The following is a 15,836-nucleotide window of genomic DNA, read 5'->3' on the forward strand; positions in this document are numbered from 1 at the left end:
TGGTCGCGTGACCCACCGCGCCCGGCTCCGCCGCGCTGGTGATCGGCTTGTGCTGGTTGATGGCGACCCACTGCGCCCGGCTCCGCCGCGCTTGTGATCGCCATTAGGCTTGTGCGAATGCGACTAGGCCGAATTGCCAGCCCGGACGGTGTCGCCTTCGTCAGTATTGAAGGGGACTCGGACCGGCCACACGAGATGACCGCCCGCGAGATCGCCGAGCACCCGTTCGGCACACCGGAGTTCACGGGCCGGTCCTGGCCGCTGGCTGACGTGCGCCTGCTGGCACCGATCCTGGCGAGCAAGGTGGTCTGCATCGGGAAGAACTACGCGGCCCATATCGCCGAGATGGGCGGCGCCGCACCGGCCAACCCGACGATGTTCCTCAAGCCGAACACCGCCATCATCGGGCCCAATGTGCCGATTCAGCTGCCCGCCAATGCGTCCCCCGTGCACTTCGAAGGCGAGCTGGCCGTGGTTATCTCGCGTCCGTGCAAGGACGTTCCGGCAGCGCGGGCCAAGGACAACATCTTGGGTTACACCATCGGCAACGACGTGTCGGCCCGTGACCAGCAGCAGTCCGACGGGCAGTGGACCCGGGCTAAAGGCCATGACACCTTCTGTCCGATCGGACCCTGGATAGTCACCGACGTTGACCCAGCTGACCTGGCGATTCGCACCGAGGTCAATGGGGTGGTGAAGCAGGACAGCAGGACTTCGCTGATGATGCACGACATCGGCGCCATCGTGGAGTGGATCTCTGCGGTGATGACGCTGCTGCCCGGCGACATCCTTCTGACCGGCACCCCTGACGGTGTCGGCCCCATCGAGCACGGTGACACCGTGTCTGTCTCCATCGAAGGCATTGGCGCCCTGTCCAATCCGGTTATCCGCAAAGGAAACTCGTGACCACATCTGGTGTTCGTGTTCGGTTCTGTCCGTCACCGACCGGCACGCCGCACGTCGGGTTGATCCGCACCGCCCTGTTCAACTGGGCTTACGCCCGCCACACAGGCGGAACCATGGTCTTCCGGGTGGAGGACACCGACGCCGAACGCGACAGTGAGGAAAGCTACTTGGCGCTGCTGGACGCGCTGCGCTGGCTGCATCTGGACTGGGATGAGGGACCCGAGGTAGGCGGCCCCTACGGTCCGTACCGGCAGTCGCAGCGCGCCGACATCCACCGTGATGTGGTGGTGCAGTTGCTCGCGGCCGGCGAGGCTTACGAAGCGTTCTCGACCCCCGAGGAGGTCGAGGCTCGTCACCTTGCCGCTGGCCGGAACCCCAAACTGGGCTACGACAACTTCGACCGGGAGCTGACCGCGGAGCAGCGGGCCGCTTTCCTGGCCGAGGGCCGCAAGCCGGTAGTTCGGCTGCGGATGCCCGATACCGAGCTCAGCTGGGCGGACCTGGTGCGCGGGCAGACATCCTTCCCGGCGGGCACCGTTCCCGATTTCGCGCTGACGCGCGCCAACGGGGATCCGTTGTACACGTTGGTCAACCCGGTTGACGACGCGATGATGAAGATCACCCACGTGCTGCGCGGCGAGGACCTGTTGCCGTCCACGCCACGCCAGATCGCGCTGTATCAGGCGCTGATTCGCATCGGCGTGGCTGATCGCATCCCAGAGTTCGGCCACCTGCCAACCGTTTTGGGTGAGGGCACCAAGAAGCTGTCCAAGCGTGACCCGCAGTCGAACCTTTTCGCGCACCGCGACCGCGGTTTCATCCCCGAGGGGCTGCTGAACTATCTGGCACTGCTGGGCTGGTCTATCGCCGACGACCGCGACGTATTCAGTCTCGACGAGATGGTCGCGGCGTTCGATGTGGTCAACGTCAACTCCAACCCGGCCCGGTTCGACCAGAAAAAGGCTGACGCACTCAACGCCGAGCACATCCGGCTGCTCGACGCCGAAGACTTCACCGCACGGTTGCGCAGTTTCCTCGACTCCCACGGACATGACACCGGCCTGGACGACGCCGGCTTCGCGCTGGCCGCGGCGCTGGTGCAGACCCGCATCGTGGTGCTCGGCGACGCCTGGCCGCTGCTGAAGTTCTTCAACGACTCCCACTACGAGCTGGACCCGCGGGCCGCCGCCAAGGAGCTGGGCCCGGACGCGGCGCCGGTGTTGGATGCGGCTATCGCCGCGCTGGAGGGCGTGGGCGAGTGGAGCACCGCCAACATCGAGGCCGCGCTGAAGGCCGCGCTGCTGGACGATCTGGGACTCAAACCCCGCAAGGCGTTCGGCCCGATCCGGGTCGGAGTCTCCGGCGGATTGGTCAGCCCACCACTGTTCGAGTCGCTGGAACTGTTGGGCTCTAACCGCAGCTTGGACCGGCTGCGGAGCGCCCGGGACGGCGTTGGGGAAGCGCGATGACAACTTCGCGCTAGAAGTTTGGTAGTCTGCTCGTCGGCCCAAGAACGGCTGGCCAGTAGTGCCCCACCGGCACTCTGACCAGCGGTAATGGCCGGCCAATGGGGTATGGTGTAATTGGCAACACAGCTGATTCTGGTTCAGCCATTCTAGGTTCGAGTCCTGGTACCCCAGCAAAAGCGGTCCGCTGCAAGCGATTAGGCGGGCCGCAGGGGTTGAGCTATGCTGGCAACCCGGAAATGTTCTAGCCCCCGTCGTCTAGCGGCCTAGGACGCCGCCCTCTCACGGCGGTAGCGTGGGTTCGAATCCCATCGGGGGTACATCGCAAAAGGCCCGCACCATAAGGTGCGGGCCTTTTGCGTTCGACCGACGGCTGCGTGGGCTCAGTCACCCTTCGGAGCGGTGGAACCGGCCAGCGGCATGGCCGGCAAGCCGAGCTTGCGGTGGTCCCAGGAGCGGGTGCGCCGTGTGACGATGCGCACAGCCACCCGGTTGTTCATCATCGCGTCGACGCCGGGCTTCATCTCGTCGGTGTAGGGGCCGGTGTAGCGCTCCCAGACGCTGACGCCCACCCGGAAGATGGTGTCTGGGTCGTCGACGATCTCCGCGACGCCCTCGAAAGCCGCCCCGCGCAGCGTGTCGTACGTCTGGCCGGCTTCCAGAAGGAAGGTGACCCGCGGATCGCGGCGCAGGTTGACCGCCTTCTGGGACTTGGCCTTGGTCTCGAGCCAGATCTCGCCGTCGAGCACCGCGTACCACATCGCGGTCAGGTGCGGCTGGCCGTCGGGCCCGATGGTGGCCAAAGTTCCGGTGCGGTGGGTGTCGACGAAGTCGGCGACCTCGGCCTCGGTCATGACGATCTGTGCGCGCTGTTTGGTTCCCATCTCTGCAGTCTGTCAGGCGGGCCAGATCACCCGGCGAGCAGACGCAAAGTCCCCATTGTCGTCCACGAAATGGGGGCTTTTGTGTCTGCTCGCGGTCACAGTCGGGCCGTCAGGTCGCTGGCCGCCGCGAGCAGGTCGGCGGCCCAGCGCGCCCCCGGGCGTCGACCCATCCGGTCAATCGGGCCCGACACCGAGATCGCTGCTACCACGGTGCCGCGGCGATCGCGCACCGGCGCTGACACGCTGGCTACGCCGGGTTCGCGCTCGGCGACGCTTTGCGCCCAGCCCCGGCGGCGCATCTCTGTAAGGGTGCGGCTGGTGAATTTGGCCTCCGGCAGCACTTCCTGTTGCACGGCTGCGTCGGCGTAGGCCAGCAAGACTTTGGCGCCCGAGCCGGCGGTCATCGGCAGCCGGGCGCCGACCGGGACGGTGTCTCGCAGCCCCGCAGTCGGTTCCAGCGCCGCAACGCAGACCCGTTCGGAGCCTTCACGGCGATACAGCTGCACGCTCTCCCCGGTGATCTCTCGCAGCCGCGGCAGCACGGTCGCGCCGGCCACCCGAAGCGGATCGTCGGCGCCGACCGCCAGTTCGCTGACCGCCGGCCCGATCTGCCAGCGGCCCTCATCGTCACGCCCGAGCAGCCGGTGGGTCTCCAAACCGGCGGCCAGCCGGTGCGCGGTGGCGCGGGGCAGGCCGGTGCGGTCGCACAGTTCAGCTAGCCCGCAGGGCGATTCGGCGATTGAGTGGAGCACCGCCACTGCTTTGTCCAGAACGCCGATACCGCTATGCTGTCCCATATACAGATACTAGCGTCTCAAAATATGGGACGGCATAGCTTGAGGGATGGCAGTGATGTTCAAGACCGAGCAGCCTCGCACCCTGGCCGAGAAGGTCTGGGCAGACCACGTCGTGGTTTCCGGCGGGGGGACCGAACCCGATCTCATCTACATCGACCTGCACTTGGTACATGAGGTCACCAGCCCGCAGGCTTTTGAGGGGCTGCGGCTGGCCGGTCGTCCGGTACGGCGCCCGGATCTGACCATCGCCACCGAGGACCACAACGTGCCGACGGTCGACATCGACAAGCCGATCGCCGACCCCGTGTCGCGTACGCAGGTCGAGACACTGCGGCACAACTGCGCCGAGTTCGGTATCCGGTTGCACCCGATGGGCGATATCGATCAGGGGATCGTGCACATCATCGGGCCACAGCTGGGGCTCACCCAGCCCGGCACGACGGTGGTCTGCGGCGACAGCCACACCTCCACCCACGGCGCGTTCGGTGCGCTGGCGATGGGTATCGGCACCTCCGAGGTCGAGCACGTGCTGGCCACCCAGACGTTGCCGCTGAAGCCGTTCAAGACAATGGCGGTCAATGTCGACGGGAAGCTCGCCGACGGCGTTACGGCCAAGGACGTCATCTTGGCGGTGATCGCCCAGATCGGCACCGGTGGCGGCCAGGGCTACGTCATCGAATACCGGGGCAGTGCCATTGAGGCGCTGTCCATGGAGGCGCGGATGACGATCTGCAACATGAGCATTGAGGCTGGCGCCCGGGCCGGCATGGTTGCCCCTGATGAGACCACGTACGAGTACCTCCGCGGACGGCCGCACGCGCCGACCGGTGCGGACTGGGACGCCGCCGTGGCGTATTGGAGCAGCCTGCGCACCGACCCGGGTGCAACGTTCGACACCGAGGTCCACCTGGACGCGGATGCGCTGACGCCGTTCGTGACCTGGGGCACCAATCCCGGCCAAGGCGTCCCGCTGGGCGCCGACGTGCCCGACCCCGAGGCCATCCCCGACGAGGCCGAGCGGCGAGCCGCAGAGAAGGCGTTGGCGTACATGGACCTTCAACCCGGCACCCCGATGCGCGATATCTCGGTCGACACGGTGTTCGTCGGGTCGTGCACCAACGGTCGTATCGAGGACCTGCGGGCGGTGGCGGATGTTCTGCGCGGACGTCAGGTCGCCGACGGCGTACGGATGCTCGTGGTGCCGGGTTCGATGCGCGTGCGCAAACAAGCCGAAGCCGAAGGCCTCTCGGAGATTTTCACCGCCGCCGGAGCCGAATGGCGCCAGCCCGGCTGCTCAATGTGCCTGGGGATGAATCCCGATCAGCTGGAGCCGGGGCAGCGATCCGCGTCGACGTCCAACCGCAACTTCGAGGGCCGGCAGGGCAAGGGCGGACGCACCCATCTGGTGTCCCCGGTCGTGGCCGCCGCCACCGCCGTCCGTGGGACGTTGTCGGCCCCCCAGGACTTGAACTGACCGCCACGGTACTCAAAGGAGCCTAGTCATGGACGCTTTCCACACCCACACCGGAATCGGAGTCCCGCTGCGGCGGTCCAATGTCGACACCGACCAGATCATTCCCGCGGTCTATCTGAAGCGCATCACCCGGACGGGATTTGAGGACGGCCTGTTCGCCACATGGCGGACCGATCCGTCCTTCGTGCTGAATCTCAGCCCATTCGACCAAGGTTCGGTGCTGGTGGCCGGACCGGACTTCGGCACCGGATCGTCGCGGGAGCACGCGGTGTGGGCGCTACTCGACTACGGTTTCCGGGTGGTGATCTCTTCCCGATTTGCCGACATCTTCCGCGGCAATGCGGGCAAGGCCGGTCTGCTGGCGGCCCAGGTGGCCCAAGATGATGTGGAACTGCTGTGGAAAGTGATCGAGCAGAGCCCGGGGCTGGAAATCACTGTCAATCTTCAAGATCGGAATATCACCGCCGGAACGGTGGTGGTGGCGTTCACGATTGACGACTACACCGCCTGGCGGTTATCCGAAGGGCTCGACGATATAGGCCTTACGCTGCGGAAACTCGAAGAGATCGACTCATTCGAGGCAGCCCGTCCGAGCTGGAAACCGCGCACCCTGTCGGCTTCTTGAGGGCCCGCGCCGGAGCTGAATTCCGGTGGTTTCGACGTTCACGTAAGCATCCGAGGTAGCTAACCGGATTGCCGAATTCGCCCATAATCTCGTCTGAAATTGCGCGTGGCTCTTGGATATCAGTGGTATCAGGGTTTACCGTGTGCTCTAGTCGGCTCAAGTAGGGCCACTGGTTTCGGAGGGATTGGATGAACAAAGCAGAGCTCATCGAGGTGCTCACAAAGGAATTGGACACCGACCGCCGGTCGGCGACCGAAGCCGTCGAGCATTTCGTCAATGCCATTGTGCGCGCTGTCCACAAGGGTGAGAGCGTCACCATCACCGGGTTCGGCGTTTTTGAGCGTCGTCGTCGCGCCGCGCGCGTGGCCCGCAATCCCCGCACCGGTGAAACGGTCAAGGTGAAGCCCACGTCCGTCCCCGCCTTCCGCCCAGGTGCGCAGTTCAAGGCGATTGTTTCTGGCGCGCAGCGTGTCCCGTCTGAGGGTCTGGCCGTCAAGCGTGGTGCTGGTGCCAGCGCCGCGCCTGCCAAGAAGGCTCCGGCCAAGAAGGCCGCCAAGGCCGCTGCCAAGAAGACTGCCGCCAAGGCTCCGGCCAAGAAGGCTGTCGCGAAGAAGGCTGCGACCAAGGCCGCGCCTGCCAAGAAGGCTCCGGCCAAGAAGGCCGCGACCAAGGCAGCCGCCAAGGCTCCGGCCAAGAAGGTTGTCGCGAAGAAGGCAGCGACCAAGGCTCCGGCCAAGAAGGCCGTGACCAAGGCTCCGGCCAAGAAGGTTGTCGCCAAGAAGGCAGCGACCAAGGCTCCGGCCAAGAAGGTTGTCGCCAAGAAGGCAGCCACCAAGGCCGTGGCGAAGAAGGCTCCGGCCAAGAAAGCCACCAAGGCTCCGGCCCGTAAGGGTCGCAAGTAGCAACGAATAGCCGAGCGCCGCGGGGTTATCCCCGCGGCGCTCGGTCGTTTATACCAGCGCTTGAGTAGCCAGCGGGCTACCGATGTGGTCGGCGGCGATCAGCCGGCCACCCGACAGTGACAGCACCCAGGTGCTGCCCTTGCGATTGCGGGATTTGTCCGGGCTGACCCCATCGCGGTCGCACCACCAGGCGATCAGGTCTGGAATTACCTTGCCTTGGGTACAGATAACGGGTGTCCCGCCCAATTTCGCGATCTCCACCACCCGGCGGCGGGCCTGCTTCGGGTGCTCAGCGTAGGACTCTTCAGTCAGCGTCGGCTCGTTGTGCACGGGCACCCCGAGTTCGGCGGCCAGTGGCTCCACCGTCTGCTCGCAGCGCACCCGGTCGGCCGCATACACCGCGCTCGCGCCGAAGGCGAGCAGCTGAGCGGTGAGCGCCTCGGCCTGTGCGCGGCCCTTCTTGTCCAGCGGCCGCTGGCGGTCATCGCCGGAGAACCGGGACCGACGCCCAGCGGTAGCGTGCCGCACGATCAATACCGTTTGGGTGTCCGCGGGTTGCTTGGCGAACCGCCGCAGTATCTTCCGGTCATAGGCATACTGCAGTTCCTTCATCGCGGCATCGACCGGTAGCCAGACCAGATCGTCGACCTCGTGGTTGGGGACGAAGTCTCCGCCCACCGCCTGTGCAGCCCAGTACCGGACCTTCTTGACGCCTTGGCTGACCGGATAGCGGACCGCTCCCAGTCGGCGGCCTAGCTGTGCGTGCTGGCCGGTCTCTTCCAGGATCTCGCGCACAGCTGTCACCGGCTCGGTCTCGCCGGGATCGACCTTGCCCTTGGGCAGTGACCAGTCGTCGTAGCGCGGGCGGTGGATGAGGGCCACCTCAACGGCATTGCGTCGCGTCCGCCACAGCACCGCGCCGGCGGCGTGGATGACCTTGTCTACGGTCCCGGAGCCATTCGGCACTGTCGTTTCGAGCACCTTGCACTCCTGCAGGTCAATTCGGGCTTTGCGGGCAGTGGGCCGGGGGTCAGGGATTGCGGTGTCGTTCCATCAGCGACGCCTGGTGGTCGCACACGGTGGCGCCGGCTTGCGGTTCCGCCGTCCACTGGCCGTCGGGTCCGAGCTCCCAGCAGCGGGTAGCCGGATCCATTGCGGAGTCGAACACGTCGCCCAATTGTGTGGTCAGCCGCGGGTTCTTCACCTGCACCATCACTTCGACCCGGCGATCGAGATTGCGGTGCATCATGTCGGCGCTGCCGATCCAGAATTCGTCGATGGCGCGGAAGTGGATGATGCGCGAGTGCTCCAGGAAACGACCGAGAATCGATCGAACGAGGATGTTTTCGGAGAAGCCCTCGACCCCGGGCCGCAGTGCGCAGATACCGCGAACGAACAATTCAACTTGCACACCCGCGCGAGAGGCGCTGTAGAGCGCGTCGATCACCTGCTCGTCGACCAGTGAGTTGAGCTTGAGCCGGATCCGTCCGTTGCCGGAGTGGCGGTGCGCCGCGACCTCACGTTCGATGCGTTCGATGATCCCGGTCCGGACACCGTGTGGTGCCACCAACAGGTTGCGATAGGCGACTTTCCGCGAATAGCCAGTCAACGAGTTGAACAGGTCGGTCAGGTCGGCACCGATGTCCGGGTCGGCGGTGAGCAGCCCCACATCTTCATAGAGGCGAGCGGTCTTGGAGTTGTAGTTGCCGGTTCCGATATGGCAGTAACGCCGGATCGTGGAGCCTTCGCGACGCACGACGAGGCAGACCTTGCAGTGGGTTTTCAGTCCGATCAGTCCGTACACCACGTGCACGCCGGCCTGCTCCAGCTTGCGGGCCCACTTGATGTTGGCCTGCTCGTCGAAGCGGGCCTTGATCTCGACGAGTGCCACCACCTGCTTGCCGGCCTCTGCCGCGTCGATCAGCGCGGTGACGATCGGTGAATCACCGGAGGTGCGGTAGAGCGTCTGCTTGATCGCCAGCACGCCCGGGTCGGCCGCAGCCTGTTCGATGAACCGCTGCACGCTGGTGGCGAACGAGTCGTAGGGGTGATGTACCAACACATCGCCCTCCCGCAGGGTGGCGAAAATGCTTTTGGGGGTTTCCCGTTCGGCGAACGCCGGGTGGGTGGCCGGGACGAAGGTGCGGTCCTTGAGATCGGGCCGGTCCTGGCCGTAGACCTGCCACAGCGATGACAGGTCCAGGAGGCCGGGCACCTCGATGACGTCACCGGGGTCCACGTCGAGCTCCCGCAACAGCAACTCCAGCATGTGCTCGGTCATGTCGTCGGCGACCTCGAGGCGAACCGGCGACCCGAACCGGCGCCGCGCCAGCTCGCGTTCCAAGGCCTGCAACAGGTCTTCATCGCGGTCCTCTTCGACCTCGAAATCGGCGTTGCGGGTGATGCGGAACGCGTGATGCTCGACGATCTCCATGCCGGGGAACAACACCGGCAGGAACGCCGCGATCAGCTCCTCCATCGGCAAGAACCGGACCTCGTCACGGCCGTCGCCGCCGTTGGCGCGGGCGTCAAGTTCGACGAAACGGTCGACGTTGTCGGGGACCTTGACCCGCGCGAAGTGACTGCCACCGTCCTCGGGGCGCTTTACCGTCACCGCCAGGTTCAAGCTGAGCCCACTGACGAACGGGAACGGGTGGGCCGGGTCGACCGCCAGCGGTGTCAGCACCGGGAACACCTGCTCGTGGAAGTACACCGACAGCTGGTCGCGCTCGGCCGGTAGGAGATCGGCCCACGTGACCACGTGGATGCCTTCGGCGGCAAGCGCAGGGCGGACGGAGTCGAGGAACACCCCCGCATGGCGGGTGGCGATCTGCTGGGTCCGTTCCCCGATGCGGCGCAATTGCTCACGGGGGGTCAGGCCGTCGGCCGAGCGCACCGACAGACCCATCTCATCGCGGCGTTTGAGGCCGGCGACTCGGACCATGTAGAACTCGTCGAGATTGGAGGCGAAGATCGCCAGGAACTTGGCCCGCTCCAGCAGCGGCAAGGAGGTGTCGGCGGCCAGCGCCAGCACTCGCGCGTTGAAGTCCAGCCAGCTCAGTTCCCGGTTGAGATAGCGGTCCGCGGGCAATTCGTCGGTATAGCCGGCCGGAAGAGTCTCGGTGGCAGCGGGAGGGGCGGTCGGAGCGGCGTCGCGCGTATGCCGGTCAGTCGTGTCGCTACGCGTCGCAGTGAGTTCGCTGCCCTCGATTTCGTCCACTCCGAAATCATTGCTCATACCGCGTGCCGCTGCCACCGGACTTGGCAAGTGCAAGCGCACGGGCCGTTGCCGTGCCCACGCCGAGTCGTCGTGCCACCGCCAGATCTTCCGGTGTGTCGATGTCACAGCGCAGGCCGGGCCAGGCACCGGTCAATTCCAGCGCTCCCGATTGGCGGTGACGGTTCGAGGAATCCCGGCCGAAGCGGGGGTCCAGGGCGGTGCCGAAAGCGAAGAGCGCGGCGGTACCCATTCCATGCCGGTCAGCGACGAAGCTGCGCTGGTGGGTTCGTGCCGAGGCGATCGCCTCATCGAGTTCGTAGGATTGCAAAGCTGGCAAATCGCCTTGCAACACAACGATGTTCGGTACGGACTCGGTCACCGCGGCTTCGGCCGCAGCGAGCGCGTTGTTCAGCGGGTCGTCGTGACCGTCTGGCGTCGGGTCCTCCAACACCTCGGCTCCCAGTTCGGCGGCGGCCGCAGCGGCCGCCTCGTCGGGGGTGACCACCGTGATGTGCTCCAGTCCGCGGGCGGCCGAAGCCGCACTGATGGTGTCCACCAGCATGGCCAGCACCACGGCTTCGCGCAGCGGTGCGGGAAACGCCGGCGCCAGCCGGGTCTTGGCCACACTGAGCCGCTTGACGGCAATGACCAGGCCGATGCCGGATACCTCAGCCGGTGCGGAGTTCACACATCACATCCTGCCAGCGTCGGGCTAGGAGTTCCGCGCGCTGGGTCGTTGGCGGTGACCCGCTTCGCCCGGCTCCGCCGCGCTTGCGATCACCGCTGGGTCGTTGGCGGTGACCCGCTTCGCCCGGCTCCGCCGCGCTTGCGATCACCGCTAAGGTGATGCGCCTATAGGGAGGTGGTGTGCGATGGGCGGCTCCGAGGGCACGGTCGCAGTGATGGGCGCGGGCGCGTGGGGGACGGCTCTGGCCAAGGTGCTCGCCGACGCCGGCAGCGACGTCAGACTCTGGGCACGCCGGCCCGACATCGCCGCGCAGATCAACGAGACCCGGCGCAACCCCGACTATCTGCCGGGTTTTGAGGTTCCCGAGGCGGTGCGTGCCACCAGTGACCCGGCCGAGGCGCTGGACGGCTTGACCACCGTGGTGCTGGCCGTGCCGGCGCAGACGATGCGGGCCAATCTCCAAGCATGGACGCCGCACCTGACCGACAGCGCCACGCTGGTCAGCGTCGCCAAGGGCATTGAGCTGGGCACGCTGATGCGGATGAGCCAGGTGATCACGGCGGTGACGGGATTCGATCCCGGTCAGGTCGCGGTGGTGTCCGGTCCCAACCTGGCGGCGGAGATCGCCGCCGGACAGCCCGCTGCGACCGTGGTGGCCTGCACGGACTCCGGTCGTGCGGTGGCACTTCAGCGGATGCTCAACACGGGATACTTCCGGCCCTACACCAACTCCGACATCGTCGGCACCGAGATCGGCGGGGCCTGTAAGAACGTCATCGCCTTGGCCTGCGGGATGGCGGCCGGAGTGGGGCTGGGTGAGAACACGGCGGCCGCCATCATCACCCGGGGCCTGGCGGAGATCATTCGTCTGGGAGTCGCGCTGGGGGCTAAGGGCTCCACCCTGGCCGGCTTGGCGGGAGTGGGCGATTTGGTGGCCACCTGCACATCCCCGCACTCACGCAACCGCTCGTTCGGCGAACGGCTGGGCCGCGGCGAGGAGATGCCACCGGTGCCCGGGTCGGCCGGATTGCAGAGCACCTCCGACGGCCATGTCGTCGAAGGCGTGACATCGTGCCAGTCGGTGCTGGCCCTGGCGATGAGCTACGACGTGGAGATGCCGCTGACCGATGCCGTGCACCGGGTTTGCCACAAAGGGTCGTCAGTCAACGAGGCGGTGGCGCTGCTGCTGGGACGTCGCACCAAACCGGAGTAACCGGCCTCCGGTTTATGGGGCGGTCCAGCTTCGCCTCTCCTCCGTCGAGGCTCGCTAACCGCTGGACTTGATGGGGCGGTCCAGCTTCGCCTCTCCTCCGTCGAGGCTCGCTAACCGCTGGACTTGATGGGGCGGTCCAGCTTCGCCTCTCCTCCGTCGAGGCTCGCTAACCGCTGGACTTGATGGGGCGGTCCAGCTTCGCCTCTCCTCCGTCGAGGCTCGCTAACCGCCCGGTAGCCTCTGGCGTGTGAATTCCCACGAACGCACCCGCGTGGCCGTCGTCTTCGGCGGCCGCAGCAGCGAGCACGCCATCTCCTGCGTCTCGGCGGGCAGCATCCTGCGCAACCTGGATCCGCAACGCTTCGAGGTCGTCGCAGTAGGTATCACCCCGGAAGGGGCGTGGGTGCTCACCGACGGCAACCCCGAGACGCTGACCATCACCGACCGCAAGCTGCCCGCGGTCAGCACGGACTCCGGCGCCGAACTGGCGCTGGCGGCCGACCCGCAGCGCGCCGGTCAGCTTGTCGCGTTCTCCGCCGCCGGGCCGGCGGAGGTGCTGGAGTCGGTTGACGTGGTGTTTCCGGTGTTGCACGGCCCGTACGGCGAAGACGGCACCGTGCAGGGACTGCTGGAGTTGGCCGGCGTGCCCTACGTCGGCGCCGGGGTGCTGGCCAGCGCGGCGGGCATGGACAAGGAGTTCACCAAGAAGCTGCTGGCTGCCGATGGCTTGCCGATCGGTCCGTACGCGGTGCTGCGGCCCGCCCAGGAGACACTGTCGATCGACGATCAGGAACGTCTCGGGCTGCCGCTGTTCGTCAAACCGGCGCGCGGCGGGTCCTCGATCGGGGTCAGCCGGGTCACGTCGTACGACGAACTGCCCGCGGCGATCGCCGAGGCGCGCCGGCACGACCCGAAGGTCATTGTCGAGGCCGCGATCGTCGGCCGTGAAATCGAATGCGGGGTACTCGAATTCCCCGACGGCTCCCTGGGAGCCAGCACGGTGGGGGAGATCCGGGTAGCCGGCGTGGCCGACGGTGACGACTCGTTCTACGACTTCGCCACCAAGTACCTCGACGACGCGGCCGAACTCGATGTGCCCGCCAAGATCGACGACGATATCGCCGAAGCCGTGCAGCAGTTGGCGATTCGGGCGTTCGCCGCCCTGGACTGCCAGGGGCTGGCCCGGGTGGACTTCTTCTTGACCGACAGCGGCCCGGTGATCAACGAGATCAACACCATGCCCGGGTTCACCACGATCTCGATGTACCCGCGGATGTGGTCGGCCAGCGGCGTGGACTACCCGACGCTGCTGGCGACGATGGTCGACACCGCCCTGGCTCGCGGTGTGGGCTTGCGCTGACGCCAGCGTGCTCCTAGCGCGGCGGACCCGGGCGGATCGGGACCGCGGCGACGGTGTCGGCGATCAGATCCGACACCTCCTGAATCGGCGTGGGACCGGAACCCGGCGGCAATGTCAGCGCCAGATAGACCTTCCGGTCCACCACATACCAGGTGGCGCGGTCGCCTTCGCGGACTTCGAACCACTGCACGTGATCGACCACCTGGATGGGGGAGCCCACCACGAAGTCGGCCGGCCGGTCCAGCCCACAGCGCAACACCACGGCTTCGCCGTCGTCGGCGGTCCAGGCGGCCGCTCCCTGCGGTGCGGGTGCGGCGAGTTCGGCGCGCTGATAGTCGCCCAGCTGAGCCGGTAACGCCTCGAGGAGGGCGCGGCAGTCTTCGCTGTCGGCCTGCGGAGCAGGCACGGTCGCGACCGGGACCGGTCCAGCCGGCCGCTTGCCCGGGTGGTGTAGCGCAGCCACCGTCAGTGCCGCCCCTACCGCGGCGACGGCGACCACCAGCGCGATGAGCAGCGCCAGTCGCGGTGGTCCGTCCGCGTCGTTGTCCGTGGTCAAGCCCCGCCTACCGTTCTGATCACACCTACACTCCAGGCTGTGCGCGGTAACGAGCCCACGCTGGGTCAGCTTGGAGAGTTTCCCATGATCGACCGGCTGGTGGCCGGGCGACATCAGCCCGACACCACTCAGTTGGGTCCCGGAGACGATGCGGCGGTGGTGCGCTGTGCCGACGGCCGAGCTGCGGTGTCCACCGACATGCTGGTAGAAGGCCGCCATTTCCGGCTGGATTGGTCAACCCCGCAACAGGTCGGGCGCAAGGCGATCGCGCAGAACGCCGCCGACATCGAGGCGATGGGTGCCCAGCCCACCGCGTTCGTCGTCGGCTTCGCAGCCCCGGCGCACACTTCTGCCGCCGATGCCATCGCCCTGGCCGACGGGATGTGGGCCGAGGCGGAGCGCCTCGGCGCTGGCGTGGTCGGAGGTGATCTGGTCCAGGCCGACTGCTGGGTGGTGTCGGTGACGGTGCTGGGCGATCTGGCCGGCAGAGCCGCGGTGCTGCGGTCGGGGGCGCGGCCCGGCGCGACCCTGGCGGTGGCCGGGGAGCTGGGACGCTCGGCAGCCGGGCTGAGGCTGTGGGATGACGGCGTGGACTCAGCAGAATTCACGGAGTTCCGGCGTCGCCACCTGGTCCCGGAGCCGCCGTACGGGCAGGGCGCGGCGGCCGCCGAGGCGGGGGCGCAGGCCATGACCGATGTCTCCGACGGCCTGATCGCCGATCTGGGGCACCTGGCCGCCGCGTCGCAGGTGACGCTGGATGTGTCCACAGTGGCGCTGGCGGCCGATTATCGAGCCTTGGCGCCCGCGGCCGCTGCGGTCGGTGCGGACGCGTGGGCATGGGTTCTGGGCGGGGGAGAGGACCACGCCCTGGTCGCCGCGTTTCCCGGACAGGTGCCGCCCGGTTGGCGGGCCATCGGCCAGGTGCTACCCGGACCGGCGCGTGTGCTGGTCGACGGAGCGGTGTGGGACGGAGAGGCGGGCTGGCAATCGTTTGATTCCAGCGCCCCATTACGTTGAGACACCATGACTGCTCGTCCACTTCCTGAACTTGTCGAAAGCGGTTGGGCCACCGCACTGGCGCCGGTGACCGATCACGTCGCCGCACTGGGGCAGTTTCTGCGCGAGGAGACGACGTCCGGACACGGCTATCTGCCCGACGGGCAGAACATCTTGCGTGCCTTCACGTTTCCGTTCGACAACGTCAGGGTGTTGATCGTCGGGCAGGACCCGTATCCGACACCCGGCCACGCGGTAGGTCTGAGCTTCTCGGTCGCACCGGACGTTCGGCCCCTGCCACGCAGCCTGGAGAACATCTTCACCGAGTACACCGCGGATCTGGGCTATCCCAAGCCGTCCAACGGCGATCTGTCCGCGTGGGCGCAGCGGGGTGTGTTGCTGCTCAACAGGGTGCTCACCGTGCGACCGGGCACTCCGGCGTCACATCGCGGCAAGGGCTGGGAAGCCGTCACCGAATGTGCGATCCGCGCGTTGGTGGCCCGCAATCAGCCGATGGTGGCGATCCTGTGGGGACGCGACGCGGGGACGCTCAAGCCGATGTTGTCCGACCGCTGCGTCGCGATCGAATCACCGCATCCGTCGCCCCTGTCGGCGTCGCGCGGGTTCTTCGGATCGCGTCCGTTCAGCCGCGCCAATGACCTGCTGGCGCAGATGGGGGCCGAGCCGATCGACTGGCGACTGGAGTAGCGCGGCTCGAGTGGTCGCGCATGCCGAAGAGGGACCGGTGT

At 67.0% G+C, this 15,836-nt stretch carries 15 protein-coding genes and 2 tRNA genes; 11 read left to right on the top strand and 6 right to left on the bottom strand.

Features of this window, described 5'->3' with window-relative positions; genetic code table 11:
- The first annotated feature begins 117 nt into the window (after positions 1-117).
- The 4 genes from EJK91_RS05900 to EJK91_RS05915 all read left to right on the top strand — a co-directional run bounded on the left by EJK91_RS05900 (position 118) and on the right by EJK91_RS05915 (position 2,692).
- Positions 118-906, top strand: a complete 789-nt coding sequence (locus EJK91_RS05900) for a fumarylacetoacetate hydrolase family protein (RefSeq protein ID WP_024443287.1) — start codon at positions 118-120, stop codon at positions 904-906.
- Positions 903-2,375 (top strand): glutamate--tRNA ligase, encoded by a 1,473-nt coding sequence (gene gltX / locus EJK91_RS05905; RefSeq protein WP_125078473.1) that lies wholly within the window; start codon positions 903-905, stop codon positions 2,373-2,375. The genes EJK91_RS05900 and gltX overlap by 4 nt, the downstream gene beginning before the upstream one ends.
- A gap of 99 nt (positions 2,376-2,474) precedes the next feature.
- Positions 2,475-2,546: transfer RNA gene (locus EJK91_RS05910), tRNA-Gln, on the top strand.
- 73 nt (positions 2,547-2,619) lie between these two features.
- A tRNA-Glu gene (locus tag EJK91_RS05915) sits at positions 2,620-2,692 on the top strand.
- 63 nt (positions 2,693-2,755) lie between these two features.
- Here the strand turns inward: EJK91_RS05915 and EJK91_RS05920 are convergent.
- Together EJK91_RS05920 and EJK91_RS05925 are read right to left on the bottom strand one after the other, a co-directional pair.
- The gene (locus EJK91_RS05920) at positions 2,756-3,256 is read right to left on the bottom strand and encodes a pyridoxamine 5'-phosphate oxidase family protein (RefSeq protein ID WP_125078474.1); all 501 of its coding nucleotides are present in this window, start codon (positions 3,254-3,256) and stop codon (positions 2,756-2,758) included.
- 95 nt (positions 3,257-3,351) lie between these two features.
- Positions 3,352-4,053 (bottom strand): IclR family transcriptional regulator, encoded by a 702-nt coding sequence (locus tag EJK91_RS05925; protein ID WP_024443284.1) that lies wholly within the window; start codon positions 4,051-4,053, stop codon positions 3,352-3,354.
- Positions 4,054-4,108: 55 nt separating this feature from the next.
- On the opposite strand from EJK91_RS05925, the gene leuC reads away from it, so the two are divergent.
- From leuC to EJK91_RS05940, 3 genes are all read left to right on the top strand, one after another.
- Entirely contained in the window at positions 4,109-5,527 is a 1,419-nt protein-coding gene (gene leuC, locus EJK91_RS05930; RefSeq protein WP_444850800.1) for a 3-isopropylmalate dehydratase large subunit, read from the top strand.
- 28 nt (positions 5,528-5,555) lie between these two features.
- On the top strand, positions 5,556-6,152 hold the full coding sequence (gene leuD / locus EJK91_RS05935) for a 3-isopropylmalate dehydratase small subunit (protein ID WP_125078475.1): 597 nt from the start codon (positions 5,556-5,558) through the stop codon (positions 6,150-6,152).
- A 188-nt stretch (positions 6,153-6,340) separates the two neighbouring features.
- Entirely contained in the window at positions 6,341-7,054 is a 714-nt protein-coding gene (locus EJK91_RS05940; RefSeq protein WP_125078476.1) for an HU family DNA-binding protein, read from the top strand.
- 48 nt (positions 7,055-7,102) lie between these two features.
- Here the strand turns inward: EJK91_RS05940 and EJK91_RS05945 are convergent, their stop codons facing one another.
- From EJK91_RS05945 to cofC, 3 genes are read right to left on the bottom strand one after another with little or no spacing between them, the layout of a single operon-like run.
- Positions 7,103-8,035, bottom strand: a complete 933-nt coding sequence (locus tag EJK91_RS05945) for an NUDIX hydrolase (protein WP_125078477.1) — start codon at positions 8,033-8,035, stop codon at positions 7,103-7,105.
- A gap of 49 nt (positions 8,036-8,084) precedes the next feature.
- Positions 8,085-10,292, bottom strand: coding sequence for an RNA degradosome polyphosphate kinase (locus tag EJK91_RS05950; RefSeq protein ID WP_125078478.1), 2,208 nt, complete (start codon positions 10,290-10,292; stop codon positions 8,085-8,087).
- On the bottom strand, positions 10,282-10,962 hold the full coding sequence (gene cofC / locus EJK91_RS05955) for a 2-phospho-L-lactate guanylyltransferase (RefSeq protein ID WP_024443278.1): 681 nt from the start codon (positions 10,960-10,962) through the stop codon (positions 10,282-10,284). The genes EJK91_RS05950 and cofC overlap by 11 nt, the downstream gene beginning before the upstream one ends.
- A 184-nt stretch (positions 10,963-11,146) precedes the next feature.
- Here cofC and EJK91_RS05965 point away from each other — a divergent pair, with 184 nt between their 5' ends.
- Both EJK91_RS05965 and EJK91_RS05970 read left to right on the top strand, forming a co-directional pair.
- Positions 11,147-12,175 (top strand): NAD(P)H-dependent glycerol-3-phosphate dehydrogenase, encoded by a 1,029-nt coding sequence (locus EJK91_RS05965; protein WP_024443277.1) that lies wholly within the window; start codon positions 11,147-11,149, stop codon positions 12,173-12,175.
- 247 nt (positions 12,176-12,422) lie between these two features.
- A complete protein-coding gene (locus EJK91_RS05970; RefSeq protein WP_125078479.1) occupies positions 12,423-13,535 on the top strand; it encodes a D-alanine--D-alanine ligase family protein in 1,113 nt (370 codons plus the stop codon).
- Positions 13,536-13,548: 13 nt separating this feature from the next.
- Here EJK91_RS05970 and EJK91_RS05975 read toward each other — a convergent pair whose 3' ends face one another.
- Complete coding sequence (locus EJK91_RS05975) at positions 13,549-14,091, bottom strand: DUF3515 domain-containing protein (RefSeq protein WP_046301088.1); 543 nt, start codon at positions 14,089-14,091, stop codon at positions 13,549-13,551.
- 39 nt (positions 14,092-14,130) lie between these two features.
- Here EJK91_RS05975 and EJK91_RS05980 point away from each other — a divergent pair, with 39 nt between their 5' ends.
- A complete protein-coding gene (locus EJK91_RS05980; protein ID WP_024443274.1) occupies positions 14,131-15,108 on the top strand; it encodes a thiamine-phosphate kinase in 978 nt (325 codons plus the stop codon).
- Positions 15,109-15,114: 6 nt separating this feature from the next.
- On the top strand, positions 15,115-15,795 hold the full coding sequence (locus EJK91_RS05985) for a uracil-DNA glycosylase (RefSeq protein ID WP_125078480.1): 681 nt from the start codon (positions 15,115-15,117) through the stop codon (positions 15,793-15,795).
- The last annotated feature ends 41 nt before the right edge of the window (positions 15,796-15,836 follow it).

It is taken from the genome of Mycobacterium sp. P7213 (assembly GCF_900604305.1).
Taxonomy (GTDB): Bacteria; Actinomycetota; Actinomycetes; order Mycobacteriales; family Mycobacteriaceae; genus Mycobacterium.

Excerpts from the sequence above, each read along its gene's own strand:
- leuC (WP_444850800.1), top strand. The coding sequence starts at position 4,109 with ATGTTCAAGACCGAGCAGCCTCGCACCCTGGCCGAGAAGGTCTGGGCA.
- leuD (WP_125078475.1), top strand. The coding sequence starts at position 5,556 with ATGGACGCTTTCCACACCCACACCGGAATCGGAGTCCCGCTGCGGCGG.
- EJK91_RS05985 (WP_125078480.1), top strand. The coding sequence starts at position 15,115 with ATGACTGCTCGTCCACTTCCTGAACTTGTCGAAAGCGGTTGGGCCACC.
- EJK91_RS05950 (WP_125078478.1), bottom strand. The coding sequence starts at position 10,292 with ATGAGCAATGATTTCGGAGTGGACGAAATCGAGGGCAGCGAACTCACT.
- EJK91_RS05920 (WP_125078474.1), bottom strand. The coding sequence starts at position 3,256 with ATGGGAACCAAACAGCGCGCACAGATCGTCATGACCGAGGCCGAGGTC.
- EJK91_RS05925 (WP_024443284.1), bottom strand. The coding sequence starts at position 4,053 with ATGGGACAGCATAGCGGTATCGGCGTTCTGGACAAAGCAGTGGCGGTG.
- EJK91_RS05965 (WP_024443277.1), top strand. The coding sequence starts at position 11,147 with ATGGGCGGCTCCGAGGGCACGGTCGCAGTGATGGGCGCGGGCGCGTGG.
- EJK91_RS05940 (WP_125078476.1), top strand. The coding sequence starts at position 6,341 with ATGAACAAAGCAGAGCTCATCGAGGTGCTCACAAAGGAATTGGACACC.
- EJK91_RS05900 (WP_024443287.1), top strand. The coding sequence starts at position 118 with ATGCGACTAGGCCGAATTGCCAGCCCGGACGGTGTCGCCTTCGTCAGT.